At 62.7% G+C, this 15,660-nt stretch carries 14 protein-coding genes and 4 tRNA genes; 5 read left to right on the top strand and 13 right to left on the bottom strand.

Annotation, left to right across the window (positions count from 1 at the left end; genetic code table 11):
- Positions 1-100 precede the first annotated feature (100 nt).
- The 3 genes from ahpF to THL1_RS06700 all read right to left on the bottom strand — a co-directional run bounded on the left by ahpF (position 101) and on the right by THL1_RS06700 (position 3,609).
- Positions 101-1,657: an alkyl hydroperoxide reductase subunit F gene (gene ahpF, locus THL1_RS06710; RefSeq protein WP_069082529.1), complete on the bottom strand. Its 1,557-nt coding sequence runs from the start codon at positions 1,655-1,657 to the stop codon at positions 101-103.
- Positions 1,658-1,923: 266 nt separating this feature from the next.
- Positions 1,924-2,487: an alkyl hydroperoxide reductase subunit C gene (ahpC, locus tag THL1_RS06705; RefSeq protein WP_069082528.1), complete on the bottom strand. Its 564-nt coding sequence runs from the start codon at positions 2,485-2,487 to the stop codon at positions 1,924-1,926.
- A 156-nt stretch (positions 2,488-2,643) separates the two neighbouring features.
- Positions 2,644-3,609: an NAD(P)H-quinone oxidoreductase gene (locus tag THL1_RS06700; protein ID WP_069082527.1), complete on the bottom strand. Its 966-nt coding sequence runs from the start codon at positions 3,607-3,609 to the stop codon at positions 2,644-2,646.
- Between the two features lie 126 nt (positions 3,610-3,735).
- On the opposite strand from THL1_RS06700, the gene THL1_RS06695 reads away from it, so the two are divergent.
- Entirely contained in the window at positions 3,736-5,817 is a 2,082-nt protein-coding gene (locus THL1_RS06695; RefSeq protein ID WP_069086433.1) for a carboxy terminal-processing peptidase, read from the top strand.
- Between the two features lie 83 nt (positions 5,818-5,900).
- Positions 5,901-7,646, top strand: coding sequence for a bifunctional diguanylate cyclase/phosphodiesterase (locus tag THL1_RS06690; RefSeq protein ID WP_069082526.1), 1,746 nt, complete (start codon positions 5,901-5,903; stop codon positions 7,644-7,646).
- A 43-nt stretch (positions 7,647-7,689) separates the two neighbouring features.
- Here the strand turns inward: THL1_RS06690 and THL1_RS06685 are convergent, their stop codons facing one another.
- From THL1_RS06685 to THL1_RS06675, 3 genes are read right to left on the bottom strand one after another with little or no spacing between them, the layout of a single operon-like run.
- The gene (locus THL1_RS06685) at positions 7,690-8,157 is read right to left on the bottom strand and encodes a sel1 repeat family protein (RefSeq protein ID WP_069082525.1); all 468 of its coding nucleotides are present in this window, start codon (positions 8,155-8,157) and stop codon (positions 7,690-7,692) included.
- Complete coding sequence (locus THL1_RS06680) at positions 8,157-8,522, bottom strand: hypothetical protein (protein WP_069082524.1); 366 nt, start codon at positions 8,520-8,522, stop codon at positions 8,157-8,159. Before THL1_RS06680 ends, THL1_RS06685 begins: the two co-directional genes overlap by 1 nt.
- Positions 8,519-8,833: a helix-turn-helix transcriptional regulator gene (locus THL1_RS06675; RefSeq protein WP_069082523.1), complete on the bottom strand. Its 315-nt coding sequence runs from the start codon at positions 8,831-8,833 to the stop codon at positions 8,519-8,521. The genes THL1_RS06680 and THL1_RS06675 overlap by 4 nt, the downstream gene beginning before the upstream one ends.
- 121 nt (positions 8,834-8,954) lie before the next feature.
- On the opposite strand from THL1_RS06675, the gene THL1_RS06670 reads away from it, so the two are divergent.
- The gene (locus tag THL1_RS06670) at positions 8,955-9,716 is read left to right on the top strand and encodes a substrate-binding periplasmic protein (RefSeq protein WP_083245840.1); all 762 of its coding nucleotides are present in this window, start codon (positions 8,955-8,957) and stop codon (positions 9,714-9,716) included.
- Here THL1_RS06670 and THL1_RS06665 read toward each other — a convergent pair.
- The 6 genes from THL1_RS06665 to THL1_RS06640 all read right to left on the bottom strand — a co-directional run bounded on the left by THL1_RS06665 (position 9,710) and on the right by THL1_RS06640 (position 11,839).
- Entirely contained in the window at positions 9,710-10,138 is a 429-nt protein-coding gene (locus THL1_RS06665) for a YkvA family protein (RefSeq protein ID WP_069082522.1), read from the bottom strand. The two genes, THL1_RS06670 and THL1_RS06665, sit on opposite strands and share 7 nt — an antisense overlap.
- A gap of 370 nt (positions 10,139-10,508) precedes the next feature.
- A complete protein-coding gene (locus THL1_RS06660; protein ID WP_069082521.1) occupies positions 10,509-11,219 on the bottom strand; it encodes an FKBP-type peptidyl-prolyl cis-trans isomerase in 711 nt (236 codons plus the stop codon).
- Positions 11,220-11,432: 213 nt separating this feature from the next.
- Positions 11,433-11,509 (bottom strand) — tRNA-Asp (locus THL1_RS06655).
- 15 nt (positions 11,510-11,524) lie between these two features.
- Positions 11,525-11,600: transfer RNA gene (locus THL1_RS06650), tRNA-Val, on the bottom strand.
- A 72-nt stretch (positions 11,601-11,672) separates the two neighbouring features.
- Positions 11,673-11,749 (bottom strand) — tRNA-Asp (locus THL1_RS06645).
- Between the two features lie 14 nt (positions 11,750-11,763).
- A tRNA-Val gene (locus THL1_RS06640) sits at positions 11,764-11,839 on the bottom strand.
- Positions 11,840-11,998: 159 nt separating this feature from the next.
- On the opposite strand from THL1_RS06640, the gene rdgC reads away from it, so the two are divergent.
- Complete coding sequence (rdgC, locus tag THL1_RS06635) at positions 11,999-12,919, top strand: recombination-associated protein RdgC (RefSeq protein WP_069082520.1); 921 nt, start codon at positions 11,999-12,001, stop codon at positions 12,917-12,919.
- A 178-nt stretch (positions 12,920-13,097) separates the two neighbouring features.
- Positions 13,098-13,412 carry a quaternary ammonium compound efflux SMR transporter SugE gene (sugE, locus tag THL1_RS06630; protein WP_069082519.1) on the top strand — a complete coding sequence of 105 codons (315 nt, stop codon included), beginning with the start codon at positions 13,098-13,100 and terminating at the stop codon, positions 13,410-13,412.
- A gap of 208 nt (positions 13,413-13,620) precedes the next feature.
- Here the strand turns inward: sugE and THL1_RS06625 are convergent, their stop codons facing one another.
- Positions 13,621-15,495, bottom strand: a complete 1,875-nt coding sequence (locus tag THL1_RS06625) for an MFS transporter (protein ID WP_069082518.1) — start codon at positions 15,493-15,495, stop codon at positions 13,621-13,623.
- Between the last annotated feature and the right edge of the window lie 165 nt (positions 15,496-15,660).

The raw sequence follows: 15,660 nt of genomic DNA, 5'->3' as shown, positions 1-15,660 counted from the left end.
AAGAACGAAAGCGCGAAGAATACAGGGAACCCGTACGGACATAAAAAAAGCGGAGAGCCCTTGCAGGCCTCCGCCACATCAGCACACCACGCTGAGTAAATCAGGTCGTACGGATCAGGTGATCGAAGGCGCTCAGCGATGCCTTGGCACCCTCGCCCACGGCGATCACGATCTGTTTGTACGGCACCGTGGTCACGTCGCCAGCGGCGAACACGCCGGGGATGTTGGTCTGGCCCTTGGCGTCGACGATGATTTCGCCGCGCGGGGACAGCTCCACAACGCCCTTCAGCCACTCGCTGTTGGGCAGCAGGCCGATCTGCACGAAGATGCCTTCCAGTTCCAGGGTGCGCAGCTCGTCAGTGGTGCGGTCCTTGTAGACCAGGCCGTTGACCTTCTGGCCATCGCCTTTCACCTCAGTGGTCAGCGCGCTCTTGATCACGGCGACGTTCGGCAGACTGGCCAGCTTCTTCTGCAACACGGCATCAGCACGCAGCTTGTCGTCGAACTCGATCAGGGTGACATGGGCGACGATACCCGCCAGGTCGATGGCTGCTTCGACGCCGGAGTTACCGCCGCCGATCACTGCCACGCGCTTGCCCTTGAACAGCGGACCGTCGCAGTGCGGGCAGTAGGCCACGCCACGGCCACGGTATTCCTGCTCGCCGGGCACATTCATTTCGCGCCAGCGGGCGCCGGTGGAGAGGATCACGGTCCTGGCCTTCAGCGAGGCACCGCTTTCGAAGCGCACTTCATGCAGCTCGCCCTCGGCCTTGGCCGGAACCAGCGCCGCAGCGCGCTGCAGGTTCATGATGTCGACGTCGTACTGCTTCACGTGCTCTTCCAGGGCTCGGGCCAGTTTCGGGCCTTCGGTTTCCTGTACGGAGATGAAGTTCTCGATAGCCATGGTGTCCAGCACCTGGCCACCGAAGCGCTCGGCGGCCACGCCGGTGCGGATGCCCTTGCGCGCGGCATAGATAGCTGCGGAGGCACCAGCGGGTCCACCGCCGATCACCAGCACATCGAAGGCTGCCTTGGCATTGAGCTTCTCGGCGTCGCGAGCGGCGGCGCCGGTGTCGATCCTGGCGAGGATTTCTTCCACGCCCATGCGGCCCTGGCCGAACAGCTCGCCGTTCAGGTAAATGCTGGGCACCGACATGATCTGGCGCTGCTCGACTTCATCCTGGAACAGCGCGCCGTCGATGGCGACGAGGCGGATGTTCGGGTTGAGCACGGCCATCAGGTTCAGCGCCTGCACCACGTCGGGGCAGTTCTGGCAGGACAGCGAGAAATAGGTTTCGAACGTGAATTCGCCTTCGATGGAGCTGATCTGCTCGATCACATCGGTACCCAGCTTGGACGGGTGACCGCCAACCTGCAGCAGGGCCAGCACCAGCGAGGTGAACTCGTGGCCCATGGGGATGCCGGCGAAGCGCAAGGAAATACCGGCGCCAGGGCGATTCAGGGAGAACGACGGGCGACGGGCGTCGCTGCCATCGGTCTTCAGGGTGATCTTGTCGGTCAGACCGACGATGTCTTGCAGCAGCCCGAGCAACTCGCGGGATTTGTCGCTGTCATCGAGGGACGCGACGATCTCGAACGGCTGGGTGACCTTTTCGAGGTAGGCCTTCAACTGGGTTTTAAGATTGGCGTCCAACATGTGCGATTTCCTTTTTGCGGGCATGAGTCACCCCTCGACGGTCGTCGCCGACCGCCCGAAACGGGATGAGGGGTGTGATGCAGGCGGATGGCGCGGGACCATCTACCTGCCTTCTTACAGGTGCAAACGGAGTGGGAAGCGTCGAGAGCAAGCGCTCAGGCAAGACGAATACAGGCGCAGGGCGCGGAGTTTACGAGCTGTAAATGAGCAGCCCGAGCCTGTATTCAACGCAGCATCAGCGCTGCGCAACAGCTTCCCGACCGTTTTTAGATCTTGCCGACGAGGTCGAGGGACGGAGCCAGAGTGGCTTCACCTTCCTTCCACTTGGCCGGGCAGACTTCGCCCGGGTGAGCGGCAACGTACTGGGCAGCCTTGACCTTGCGCAGCAGTTCCTGAGCGTCACGGCCGATACCGCCGGCGTTGACTTCAACGATCTGGATCTTGCCTTCCGGGTCGATCACGAAGGTGCCACGGTCAGCCAGGCCAGCTTCTTCGATCAGTACTTCGAAGTTCTTGGACAGAACCCAGGTGGGGTCGCCAACCAGCGGGTACTGGATCTTGCCGATGGTGTCGGAAGTGTCGTGCCAGGCCTTGTGGGTGAAGTGGGTGTCGGTGGACACGCCGTAGATTTCCACGCCCAGCTTCTGGAACTCGGCGTAGTTGTCAGCCAGGTCGCCCAGTTCGGTAGGGCAAACGAAGGTGAAGTCGGCCGGGTAGAAGAAGAACACGGACCACTTGCCCTTCAGGTTGGCTTCGGTCAGTTCGACAAACTTGCCGTGGTGGTAGGCGGTGGCTTTGAACGGTTTGACTTCGGTGTTGATCAGAGACATCGCAACGTCCTCGTTGGGTTAGAAATTTACCCGACAAAGACTATTGGGTTATTCCAAAAAGATCATATTGAATGACCCCATCAGAACGATTGATTACCTCAATGCAACTCCCCGACGCCCCGAGCCATGGGGCCTTGAGCGTCGGAGCGAGAGGCGTCAGACCAGGCTTTCGTCCAGTACGAGCACCAGTTTTCCTTCTACCTGGTTACTGGCCAGGGCCTCGAAAGCCGCTTCGGCGTCCTTGGCAGCGAAAGCTCGTTCCAGGCGTGGCTGCAGGCGGCCTTCCTCGAACAATGGCCATACGTGCTGGCGCAGTTCACTGATGAGATCGGCCTTGAACTGCTCGTCGCGGCTGCGCAGGGTGGAACCGATCAATTGCACGCGCTTGCCAAGCAGCAGGGCCATGTCCAGCTCGGCCTTGCGTCCGCCCATCAGGCCTATGTTCACCCAACGGCCATCGGTGGCGGCCAGGGCGAGGTTGAGGCTGGCATAGTTGCCGCCCACTGGGTCGAGAATCACATCGAAGGGCGCGAAGTCGCGCAGGCCTTCCAGGTCCTCGCCACGCAGCGCGCCGCCCTGGGCACCAAGTGACTCGCAATAGGCCAGGCGCTCCGCCGAACCCACGCTGACCCAGCAGGGGCTGCCGAAGGCCTTGCACAGCTGGATGGCCGCCGAGCCAACGCCACTGGCACCGGCATGCAGGAGCACCTTCTCGCCAGGCCTCAGCGCCGCCAGCTGGAACAGGTTGAGCCAGGCGGTGGCATAGACTTCCGGCAGCGCGGCGGCCTCGGCCAGGGACAGCCCCTCTGGTACCGGCAGCACGTGACGCGCATCGACCACCACCTCTTCAGCCATGCCACCACCGGCCAACAGGCAGCAGACGCGGTCGCCCACCCGCCAGGCGCCACTGCCGGCGCCAATTTCGGTGATGACCCCGGAAGCTTCCAGGCCGAGGATGTCGCTCGCCCCTGGTGGCGGCGGGTAGAGCCCCGCACGCTGCAGCAGGTCGGCACGGTTCAGGCCGGCGGCGGCCACGCGAATCCGTACTTGTCCGACATCACAGGCCGGACTGGCCCGTTCCCCCCACTCCACGCGCCCTTCGACGCCTTGCAATGCCTTCACGGTGCCTCCATAGTGAGCTTGGATCAGGCCCGGCGAGCTGCCGGGCCTTCGCTTTGCGCCGATGGAACCCGGCGCCCTCAAATACGGCCTAATATGCGTTATCACCTGTCCCGACGTCGAATCAGCATGAAGCGCTCCCTGATCAGTTCCGCACTAGCCTTGGCCCTCAGCGTCAGCGTCCTGCCGTTGCATGCCGCCCCCACCGCCCCGAACAGTTGGGACTCCATTCAGCCCGACCGTGAACAGGTGATCGCCAGCCTCAACGTAGTGGAGTTGCTCAAGCGCCATCACTACAACAAGCCGCCGCTCAACGATGAGCGCTCGGCGAAGATCTACGAGGGCTACCTCAAGCTCCTCGATCCGGCACGGATGTACTTCACCGCCGCCGATATCGCCGAGTTCGACAAGTGGCGCACGCGCTTCGACGACCTGCTCAAGAGCGGCGACCTGGAGCCCGGCTTCGTGATCTACAAACGCCACCTCGACCGCCTCAAGGAGCGCCTCGACTTCGCCCTGGCGATGCTCGACAAGGGCGTCGACACGATCGACTTCAGCGTCGACGAAAGCCTGGAGACCGATCGCGAGAAAGCGCCGTGGGCCAAGGATCGTGCCGCGCTCGACGACCTCTGGCGCAAGCGCGTGAAGGATGAGGTCCTGCGCCTGAAGATCGCCAAGAAAGAGCCCAAGGCCATCCAGGAACTGCTGGTCAAACGCTACAAGAACCAGCTCTCCCGCCTCGACCAGACGCGCGGCGAGGACGTGTTCCAGGCCTACATCAACGCCTTCGCGCAGACCTACGACCCGCACACTCAGTACCTCTCCCCGGATAACGCGGAGAATTTCGACATCAACATGAGCCTGTCCCTCGAGGGCATCGGTGCCGTGTTGCAGAGCGATAACGAGTACGTGAAGGTGGTGCGTCTGGTTCCGGCCGGTCCGGCCGAGAAGAGCAAGCAGGTGGCCCCGGCGGACAAGATCGTCGGCGTTGCCCAGGGTAATGGCGAAATGGTCGACGTGATCGGCTGGCGCCTGGATGAAGTGGTCAAGCTGATCCGCGGCCCGAAAGGTTCGGTGGTGCGCCTGGAGGTGATCCCGGCCAGCAACGCGCCGAACGACCAGACCAGCAAGGTAGTTGCCATCACCCGTGAAGCGGTGAAGCTGGAGGAGCAGGCGGCGAAGAAATCCGTCCTCAACCTCGAGCATGACGGCAGCAAGTTCAAGCTCGGCGTGATCGAAGTGCCAGCCTTCTACCTGGACTTCAAGGCCTTCCGTGCGGGCGATCCCGAGTACAAGAGCACCACGCGTGATGTGAAGAAACTGCTGGGCGAGCTGCAGAAAGAGAAAGTCGACGGCGTGGTCATCGACCTGCGCAACAACGGCGGCGGCTCCCTGCAGGAGGCTACCGAACTGACCGGCCTGTTCATCGACCAGGGGCCCACGGTACTGGTGCGCAACAGCGACGGCCGCGTCGACGTACTGGCCGACGAGAATACCGGCGCGTACTACACCGGCCCGATGACCGTACTGGTCAACCGCCTGTCCGCTTCGGCCTCGGAGATTTTCGCGGGCGCCATGCAGGACTACCACCGCGCGTTGATCATCGGCGGCCAGACCTTCGGCAAGGGCACCGTGCAGACCATCCAGCCGCTGAACCACGGCGAGTTGAAACTGACCCTGGCCAAGTTCTACCGCGTATCCGGCCAGAGCACCCAGCACCAGGGCGTACTGCCGGATATCGAGTACCCGTCGGTGGTGGACACCAAGCAGATCGGTGAAAGCGCCCTGCCCGAGGCCATGCCGTGGGACAGTATCCGCCCGGCGATCAAGCCCGAAGTCGACCCCTTCAAGCCGTTCCTGGCCGAACTGAAGGCCCGCCATGACGCGCGCACCTCGCAGGACCCGGACTTCGTCTACAGCCGCGAGCGCCTGGCCCTGGCACAGAAGCTGATGAAGGACACCGTCGTCAGCCTCAACGAAACCAAGCGCCGCGCCGAACAGGCCGACATCGAGGCCAAGCAGCTGGCGATGGAGAACACCCGCCGCAAGGCCAAGGGCGAAGAGCTGCTGAAGGAGCTCAAAACCGAGGATGAGGACGCACTCCCGGTGGAAGACGAGAAGACCAAACCGGAAGAAGACGTCTACCTCACCGAAACCGGGCAGATCCTGCTGGACTACCTGGGCCTGAATGCCTCGGTAGCGAAACATTGAAATGATGTCATAACGCTGTCATGCGACTGTCGTGAAATCCAGGGGCCGCAATTGCGGCCCCTTTCTTTTTCACGAGTAACAGCATGACCGTCACCGAGCAGTTGAGCGCACTGGGCCAGATCCTCGCTCACGGCGACCTGCACAGCCTGTTCCAGCCAATCCTGTCGCTGTCGGAACGACGCATCCTGGGCTATGAAGCCCTGACCCGCGGCCCGTCCAACAGCCCACTGCACCCACCGATGACCCTGTTCGCCGTGGCACGCCACGCAGGGCGCCTGAGCGAACTGGAAATGGCCTGCCGCAAGAGTGCATGCCGCCGCTTCAAGGAACTCAAGCTCGACGGGATGCTGTTTCTCAACGTGTCTCCCGAATCCCTGCTGGACCCGGCACACCAGCCGGGCCGCACCCTGAAAATGCTGCAGGCCTTCGGCATCCCGCCCAGCCAGGTGGTGATCGAACTCACCGAGCAGACGCCGACCGAAGACTTCAACCTGCTCGACACTGCTCTGCACCACTACCGCGCCATGGGATTCTCCATCGCCCTGGACGACCTCGGCGCAGGCTATTCGAGCCTGCGGTTGTGGTCCGAGTTGCGCCCCGACTATGTGAAGATCGACCGCCACTTCATCGACGGCATCCACCAGGATACGGTGAAGCGCGAGTTTGTCGAATCCATCCTGAGAATGGCCAAGGCCTCGCGTGCCCAAGTCATCGCCGAGGGTATCGAGCTTCCGGAAGAGTTGGGCGTGCTGGCAGAAATGGGGGTCGATCTGGTGCAGGGCTACCTGCTAGGGCGCCCCCAGGAACATCCCTCCCGTGATGCACGCGCCCTGCTGCCCTCACTGGAATCGCTAGGCAACATGAGCGAGGAGAGCAGCGACCTCTCCGCCTTGCTCAATGAGCAGCCGGCTGTGCATGAAGACACGCCCGTCCATGAGGTACTGGAGGCGTTCCGCGCCCAACCCAACCTCAACTCCCTCGCCGTGCTGGATGCTCACGAACGACCGGTGGGCATCGTGCATCGCCACCTGTTGTCGGAAGCCCTGCTAAAGCCATTCGCCACCGACCTCTTCACGCGCAAGTCGGTGAACCGCCTGATGAGCACGGACTTCCTAGCCGTGGAAATGGGGCAGTCGTTGCAACAGGTGAGCCGCCTGATCACCAGCCGTGCACGGCAACGTATCGAAGAGGACTTCATCATCATTCTCGATGGCCGCTACCGGGGCCTGGGACGTGTGATCGACGTGCTCAAGCTGATTACCGAACTGAAGATCCAGCAAGCGCGCCATGCCAACCCGCTGACCCTGCTGCCAGGTAACGTGCCTATCCAGCAGTGCCTGACCCGCCTGCTGCAGCAGCGTCGCCAGTCGGTGATCTGCTATGTGGACATCGATAGTTTCAAACCCTTCAACGACCTCTATGGCTACGCCAAGGGTGACGAGGTCCTGCTCTGCCTGGCGCAATGCCTGGGTGAGCGGGTGGACCCGGCGCGGGATTTCGTCGGCCATATCGGCGGCGACGACTTCATGCTGGTACTGGGGTCGGAAGACTGGCGCATACGCCTCAATCAACTGCTGGAAGACTTCCAGGGGCAGTGTCGGCGCTTCTACCGCAACGACCACCTGCAGGCGGGCTGCTTCGTCGCCCACAACCGCCACGGTCAGCGCGAAGAGTTTCCGCTGCTGTCTCTGTCCATTGGCGTGGTACCTCTCAAACCGGAAGACTGCGGCAGACTGGATGCCTCGCAACTGGCCAGCCTCGCTTCGGAAGCCAAGCGCCACGCCAAGGCCGTGCCCGGCTACAGCCTGCACATCCTCGAAGTGGTTTGACGCGTGTTCAGGAACAGGCCGGTGAAATGCTGCTCACCGCAGCTCAGAGACCAAGCTCGTCGGCACGACGCGCCGCACGGTCGGCGGCCTCGCCATCCGGTGCCAGACCCGGGCCACCGTCTCGGTAAAGCTCGGCCAGTTTGCGCGCGGCCAGAGGGTGGCCGGCATCGGCAGCCAGGCACCACCAGCGTGCGGCCTCTGCAGCATCCGGCGCCTGGCGGGCATCGCCGTCCAGACTCAGCACGCCCAATTGATAAGCGGACTTGCCGTCACCGCCCCGGGCCGCAAGGCGTAGCAGACGAATACCCTCCTCCCGCGCGCCGAAGCCATGGCCGCGGTGCAGCAGCAGGTGGCCGTAGAAGCTTTGCGCCGACAAGTCGCCCAAGGCCGACATGCGCGCATATTGGCCCTGCATCCACTGCCAGGCGCGGGGTTGCGCCACGAGCACGGGAAAACGCATGAGCCAACGCGCCACCAGGTAACCGATTCGCGCACGCAGCGTCCAGAGCATCACTGCTCCTCGGGATAACTGAACTCGAAGACTCGCACCACTTCCGAGGCGTGCCAGGACGCGGCGGCGATGCCATCCGGCGGTCCGGCAAAACGGCCCAGGCGCTCGACGCACTCAAAGAAACCGGTACGCGGCAGGCGGCTGGCGCCCTGGCTGATCACCAGGGAACTGCGCAACGGACGCTCGGCGCGGGCATCGAGGGCGGCGAGGTGCTCCAGGGCGGCGGTGAGGGTTTGCATGGCCGGGGATGGCAATTGCAGGCGTTCGATCAGCGCCCGATAGGTCAGCAGATGCCGCTGGCGACGGGCGTCTTCCAGCTCATTCAACAAGGCTTGCCAATGCTGGCGGCTGATACGCAGGCTCAAGATCCGGACTCCCAACCGGACACCCCGAGTGCGCGCGCAAGGGCGCGCTTGATGGCTTCATCGGGTTTACGCTCGCCGCTTTCGATCAAACCGAGGTAGTGCGGGCTGATACCGACTGCGCGGGCCAGTTGCTCCTGGCTCTGCCCCTGGGATTCGCGCAGCGACTTCAACTGCCCCAGCGCCGTTCTGGCGGCTTCGGCGGCTGGCTCCGCAGTGGCCTGGCCAGCGGCGCGCAACAGCGCCTGGTATTCGGCCCAAGGCAGTACCGCGTACTCCGCCTGGCCGTCACGCATGATCACTTGCACACTCATTGAAGCTCCCCGTGGAACGCAGTGCCGACTGCTTCAGCACCTCCGTGCAGGCGGCCATCTTATCAGGCCGTGCGCCCGCAAAGGGTGAACTATACTGCGTCCACCAGGCGGGGGAAGGCTCGTGACACGGCATTTTCATGTGGTTTTCTGGTTGCTCGCCGCACTCTGGCCCGGCCTGCTATCAGCCGAAGCGCTGCGCTGGGGCTTCGGCCCCGCTGATGGCATGCCCTATGTGGAAGTGAGCGACCACGTTTTGCTCGGCGGTTTCATCCAGCGTCTTGGCGAGCGTATCGGCCAGGACCTGGCGGTTCCAGTGAACTTCGTCGAAACGCCCAACAAGCGCATTGAAGCGTCCCTGAAAAGCGGACGCATCCACCTCATCTGCAACGCGAACCCCGAATGGATGGTGGACGCCACGGCCTATCACTGGTCACCGCCACTGCTGGAGGAGGAAGACGTCCTCCTCCAGCACCGCGACAGCCCGGCCATCACCAGCTTGTCCGACCTCAAGGGCAAGGTACTGGGCACCTACCTGGGCTACGCGTACAGCGTGCCGCTGATGGAAGCCTTCGCGAATCGTGATGTCGAGCGCAAGGATATGCGCGACAGGGACATGAGCTTGAACCTGCTCAGCCGCAAGCGGCTCGACGCCATTATCGACATGCGCCGTGCCCTCGCCTACGAACTGGCCCGCCGCCCGGAGGCCCCGCTGCTGTTCAGCCCCTGGGTGGTGGAGCGCTATCGCCTCCACTGCGCTTATGGCAACCAGTTGCCGGTATCGGCCGAGCGCCTGGATGCCGCACTGCAAAACCTGCGGGATAGCGGTGAGGTGGAGCGGTTACTGCAGGGTGAGCAGCATCGAGCCGACGCCCAGGATCATTGACCATCCGGTGCTGGCAGTCGCTCCAGCGCAGCACGAACCTCCGGCGTCTGCGCCGCTCTCCAGGCACGGAACGCGTCCAGTTCACCGCCCCAGGTCTTGAGCACCCAGGCCAGCACCGCGAGATCGTCGACGAACCCCATCCCCACCAGCCAGTCCGGCAGGGCATCGAGCGGCGTGACGAAATAGAGCAGGGCCCCCACCACGGCAAGGAAGGCCTTGGGGTTGATCTGGCGGTACTCGCCACGCAACCAGGCGTTGGCGAGGGACAGTAACAGTCGCAGGTCGTCCTTTACCGCACCGAGCCGGCCGCTCTGGCTCGTACTCTTGCGGGATACCGCCAGCAGCAGCGATGGCAATCGCCCACCGGCGAGGAAGCGCTGCGCCAGGGTCAGGTAACGCTGGAAATTCCAAGGGGCTTTCATCGGTACTCCTCGGCAGAAGCTTGGCCTAGAGGGCCTCGTGCGGTTATCCACGGAATCTGTGGATAACCTTGTGAACAGTTTTCCACAGACTCAGGAAAAGGCCCACCTCATGCGGCCTCCCGTCAGATCGGGCAAATTTTGCCCACCGCCAAAAGACCAGCAAAATCAAGCATTTGACCAGGCGGTCCGCAATGCGGCTGTGGGTCGCAGCCGATGCAGCCGTGGTTACCGGGTCATGTGCATAACCGTAACACTTTATCGCCGCACCACTCCCGTTGTGACCAGAAGGTCGGTTTCCGGTTCGGATGGGACTGCAAGCGGAAACGAAAACGCCCCGTCGAGACGGGGCGTTTACACGAACAGTTGCCGATTACTGCTTGTCGGCAGCGGTCGGGTCCTTGATGCCAAGCAGCTCAAGGTCGAACACCAGCACCGAATTGGCCGGAATGGCCGGGCTCGGGCTTTGTTCGCCGTAGGCCAGTTCGCTCGGGATGAAGAGCTTGACCTTCTCACCTACGTGCATCAGTTGCAGGCCTTCTACCCAACCCGGGATCACGCCATTGACCGGCAGGTCAATGGGGCTTCCGCGCTGGACGGAGCTGTCGAATACGGTGCCATCGGTCAGCTTGCCTTCGTAGTGAACGGTCACCACATCGGTCGCCTTGGGCTGCGCGCCGTCGGCCTTCTTCACGATTTCGTACTGCAGACCGGAGGCGGTGGTCACCACGCCGTCACGCTTGCCGTTGTCTTCGAGGAATTTCTTGCCAGCCTTGGCGTTTTCGGCGTTCAGAGCAGTCATGCGCTCTTCGGCACGCTTCTGCAGGAAGGCGAAGGCTTCAACCAGCTCTTCGTCTTTCAGGCGCTGCTCCTTCTTGCCGATGGCGTCTTCGATACCCTGGGCGACGGCCTTGGGATCGAGGTCGTCCATGCCTTCCTGTGCCAGGCTCTTGCCCATGTTCAGGCCGATACCGTAAGAGGCTTTCTGGGCCGGAGTCTTCAGTTCAACGCTGGTCTGCGAATCGCAGCCAGCAAGAACCAGGCCCACCAGGGCCACAGCGGCTGCCAACCGATGTTGTTTCATGCTGAATCCTTGTCTGTCGCCGTGATGGCAATACGATGGAGCGGCGAGCTTATCAGGCCGCCGCGAGAAGTGGCTATGGGCAATAAGAACAGAGGCTTGGCAATTAGTTCAGCGACTTGCCCCGCATCTCGTAGGCATTGCTGTCGGGTTTGTAAGACATTTCGAGCAAGCAAGAAAAAGCCCCCAGGCATTGCTACCTGAGGGCTTTCAAAGTGGCGCAGCGGACGGGACTCGAACCCGCGACCCCCGGCGTGACAGGCCGGTATTCTAACCGACTGAACTACCGCTGCGCGAAACCGCGAAAATGGTGGGTGATGACGGGATCGAACCGCCGACCCTCTGCTTGTAAGGCAGATGCTCTCCCGGCTGAGCTAATCACCCCAAATGCAACCCCTAAGGGACCGCATCTAAATTAAAAGCCCTCAGGCATTACTACCTGAGGGCTTTTGAATATGGCGCAGCGGACGGGACTCGAACCCGCGACCCCCGGCGTGACAGGCCGGTATTCTAACCGACTGAACTACCGCTGCGCGTAACTGCGAGATGGTGGGTGATGACGGGATCGAACCGCCGACCCTCTGCTTGTAAGGCAGATGCTCTCCCGGCTGAGCTAATCACCCTTCACTCTCGAAGTGGGGCGCATTCTAGAGAGGTATCCGGACCCTGGCAAGTCCCCATTCAAAAAAAATTCCTCATGCCTTCCAAAGGCTTAGCTCAGGGTTGAGCCCGACGCCTCCCGATGAGAATAATGCGCGCTTTGTGTCCGGAGGTTTTCCCTTATGTGGTTTCGCAACCTGCTTGTCTATCGCCTCACCCAGGATCTGAATATCGATGCCGAGGCGCTGGAAGCCGCTCTGGCCACCAAACCCGCCCGCCCCTGTGCCAGCCAGGAGCTGACCACCTACGGTTTCGTGGCGCCCTTCGGCAAGGGCGCGGATGCGCCGCTGGTCCACGTCAGCGAAGGTTTCTTCCTGGTCGCCGCGCGCAAGGAAGAACGCATTCTTCCCGGCAGCGTGGTGCGTGACGCCCTGAAGGAAAAGGTCGACGAGATCGAAGCCGAGCAGATGCGCAAGGTCTACAAGAAGGAGCGCGACCAGCTCAAGGACGAAATCGTCCAGACCTTCCTGCCGCGCGCGTTCATCCGCAAGTCCGCGACCTTCGCCGCCATCGCGCCGGCCCAGGGCCTGATCCTGGTCGACGCGTCCAGCCCGAAACGCGCCGAAGACCTGCTCTCTACCCTGCGTGAAGCCATCGGTTCGCTGCCGGTCCGCCCGGTTTCGGTGAAGATCGCCCCCACCGCCACCCTCACCGAGTGGGTCAAGACCCAGCAAGCGGCCACCGACTTCTACGTGCTCGACGAGTGCGAACTGCGCGACACCGACGAAGATGGCGGCGTAGTGCGCTGCAAGCGCCAGGACCTGACCAGCGACGAGATCCAGCTGCACCTGACTTCCGGCAAGCTGGTGACGCAGCTGTCCCTGGCCTGGCAGGACAAGCTGTCCTTCATCCTCGACGACAAGCTGGTGATCAAGCGCCTGCGCTTCGAAGACCTGCTGCAGGAGAAGGCCGAACAGGATGGCGGCGACGACTCCCTCAGCCAGCTCGATGCCAGCTTCACCTTGATGATGCTGACCCTGGTCGAGTTCATCCCGCAGCTCTTCGAAGCCCTCGGCGGCGAAGAAATTCCGCAGGGCGTCTGACCCTGCCGCGCCGGTCCCGACCGGCGTTCTCCTGCCTGGGCAGGTCCGTCGATCCCGGCGGACTTGCCCAGGCAGTCAGGTTGTGCAAAATATTGCGCAGCGTAAGGACGGCCTTACCACTCTGCGAGTGATCACCGGGGACGGCCCCATCTCAATCTGTCGTCCTCTGGAGGTCACTATGTCCTGGATCATTCTCTTCTTCGCCGGCCTGTTCGAGGTGGGCTGGGCAGTCGGCCTGAAATACACCGACGGCTTCAGCAAACCGCTGCCCACCGCCCTCACCGTCATTGCCATGCTCATCAGCCTGGGCCTGCTGGGCCTCGCCATGAAGGAGCTGCCGCTCGGCACCGCTTACGCAATCTGGACCGGCGTCGGCGCCGTCGGCACCGTCATCGCCGGCGTCATCCTGTTCGGCGAATCCATGGCGCTGGTGCGTCTGCTCAGCGTCGCCCTGATAGTCAGCGGCCTGATCGGCCTCAAGCTCAGCCACTGAACCCCGCAATGAAGCAGCCCACCGGATAATCAAAAAAACGCCGCTTGTCCTTCAGCAGGAGGGCGGCGTTTTGGGTTTTGCATCATCAAGAAGTTGATTATCTGAGGCCGGTATCCCTCGTAGGAGCGAGCTCTGCTCGCGAACCCGCCCCCTTCGCGAGCAGAGCTCGCTCCTACCGTGGCTTCAGCGCGATGGCTGAACGCCTGATTCAGCGGACATGGCCCCGCAGTTCGGCCACCTGCAACTGCAAGCTTTGGCGGTCGGCCAGCTCAGGCGATACCGGCGCCCCCGCCACCAGGTGGATGCGCGACCAGAAGCGCTTGAAGAAGCCCTTGGCCGGATCACGGCTGAAGAAGCTGCCCCACAACCCTTGCAGCGCCATGGGGATCACCGGCACCGGGTTCTCCTCGAGGATGCGTTCTATACCGCTCTTGAACTCGTTCAGCTCACCGTCGCCGGTCAGCTTGCCCTCGGGGAAGATGCACACCACTTCGCCATTGCGCAGGTATTCGGCGATTCTCTTGAAGGCTGCATCGTAGACCAGCAGGTCCTCGTGGCGCGCCGCGATGGGCACGGTGCCGGCGGTGCGGAAGATGAAGTTCAGCACCGGCAGCTGGTAGATCTTGTAGTACATGACGAAGCGCACCGGCCGCCGCACCGCACCGCCGATCAGCAGCGCGTCGACGAAGGACACGTGGTTGCATACCAGCACGGCCGGACCTTCCTCTGGAATCGCCTCCAGCCCCTTGTGCTCCACGCGGTACATGGAATGGCCAAGAAGCCAGACCAGAAAGCGCATGGTGAACTCGGGGACGATCTTGAAGATGTAGCTGTTCACGGCGATGTTCATCAGCGACACCACCAGGAACAACTCGGGGATCGACAGCCCGGCAACGCCGAGGAAGAGGATCGAGGCGATGGCCGACACCACCATGAACAGCGCATTGAGAATGTTGTTCGCGGCGATCACCCGTGCGCGCTCGTTCTCCGCCGTGCGCGCCTGGATCAGCGCATACAGCGGCACGATGTAGAAGCCGCCGAACAGGCCGATGCCAAGGATGTCGGCGAGGATCAGCCAGGACTGGCCATGGCCCAGCAGCGCCAGCCAGTCGTGGGGAACCGCACCTTGCGGGAACTCGCCGGAATGCCACCAGAGCAGCAGGCCGAAGAGGGTCAGGCCAATGGAGCCGAAGGGCACCAGGCCGATCTCGACCTTGCCCCCCGACAGCCGCTCGCACAGCATCGAGCCCAGGGCGATGCCCACCGAGAACACGGTGAGGATCAACGTCACCACGCTCTCATCGCCGTGCAGCAGCTCCTTGGAATAGGCCGGGATCTGGGTCAGGTACACCGCGCCGAGGAACCAGAACCAGGAATTGCCCACCAGCGAACGCGACACCGACGGCCGCTGGCCGAGCCCCAGGCGCAGGATCTGCCAGGACTGGCGGAAGATGTTCCAGTCCAGCTTGAGTGCCGGCAATGCCGCCGCCGCGCGCGGAATGCCGCGACTGGCCAAGTAGCCCAGGCTGGCGGTCAGCACGATGGCACAGGCCACCACCGGCTCGTAGCGCTCGACGGACATCATGATGCCAGCGCTGATAGTACCGGCCAGGATGGCTAGGAAGGTGCCCATTTCCACCAGGGCGTTGCCACCCACCAACTCGTCCTCGCGCAGCACCTGCGGCAGGATCGAATACTTCACTGGGCCGAACAACGCCGAATGGGTACCCATGGCGAACAGCGCCAGGAACAGCAGCGGCAGGCTGTCGAAGAAGAAGCCCAGGGCGCCCACCGCCATGATGGCCACCTCGGCCAGCTTGATGGCGCGGATCAGCGCGTCCTTGGCGAACTTCTCGCCGAACTGTCCGCCCAACGCGGAGAACAGGAAGAACGGCAGGATGAACAGCAGTGCGCAGAGGTTGGTGAAGACGCTCTTGTCACCGGAGATGGCGAGCTTGTAGAGAATGGCGAGGATCAGCGATTGCTTGAAGATGTTGTCGTTGAAAGCGCCGAGCAGCTGGGTCACAAAAAACGGCAGGAAGCGCCGCGTGCCCAGCAGGGCGAATTGCGAATGTTGGCTCATCTTCCTTGGTACCTGGTGATTGGCAGGGATACGGCCCCGTGCGCATGAATCTGCACGTCGCTGATTGGACAGCAGGACAGTGGCCGAAAGCCACACTCGCAGGAAAGATGTTTGTGCGAATAGGTGGACCTGAATCGTAGGAGCGAGCTCTGCTCGCGAACCTCT

Origin of the sequence: Pseudomonas sp. TCU-HL1 (genome assembly GCF_001708505.1) — a bacterium.
GTDB lineage: Bacteria > Pseudomonadota > Gammaproteobacteria > Pseudomonadales > Pseudomonadaceae > Metapseudomonas.
Note: the sequence above shows the minus strand (reverse complement) of the source record. Positions and strands in the feature narration are given on the sequence as shown.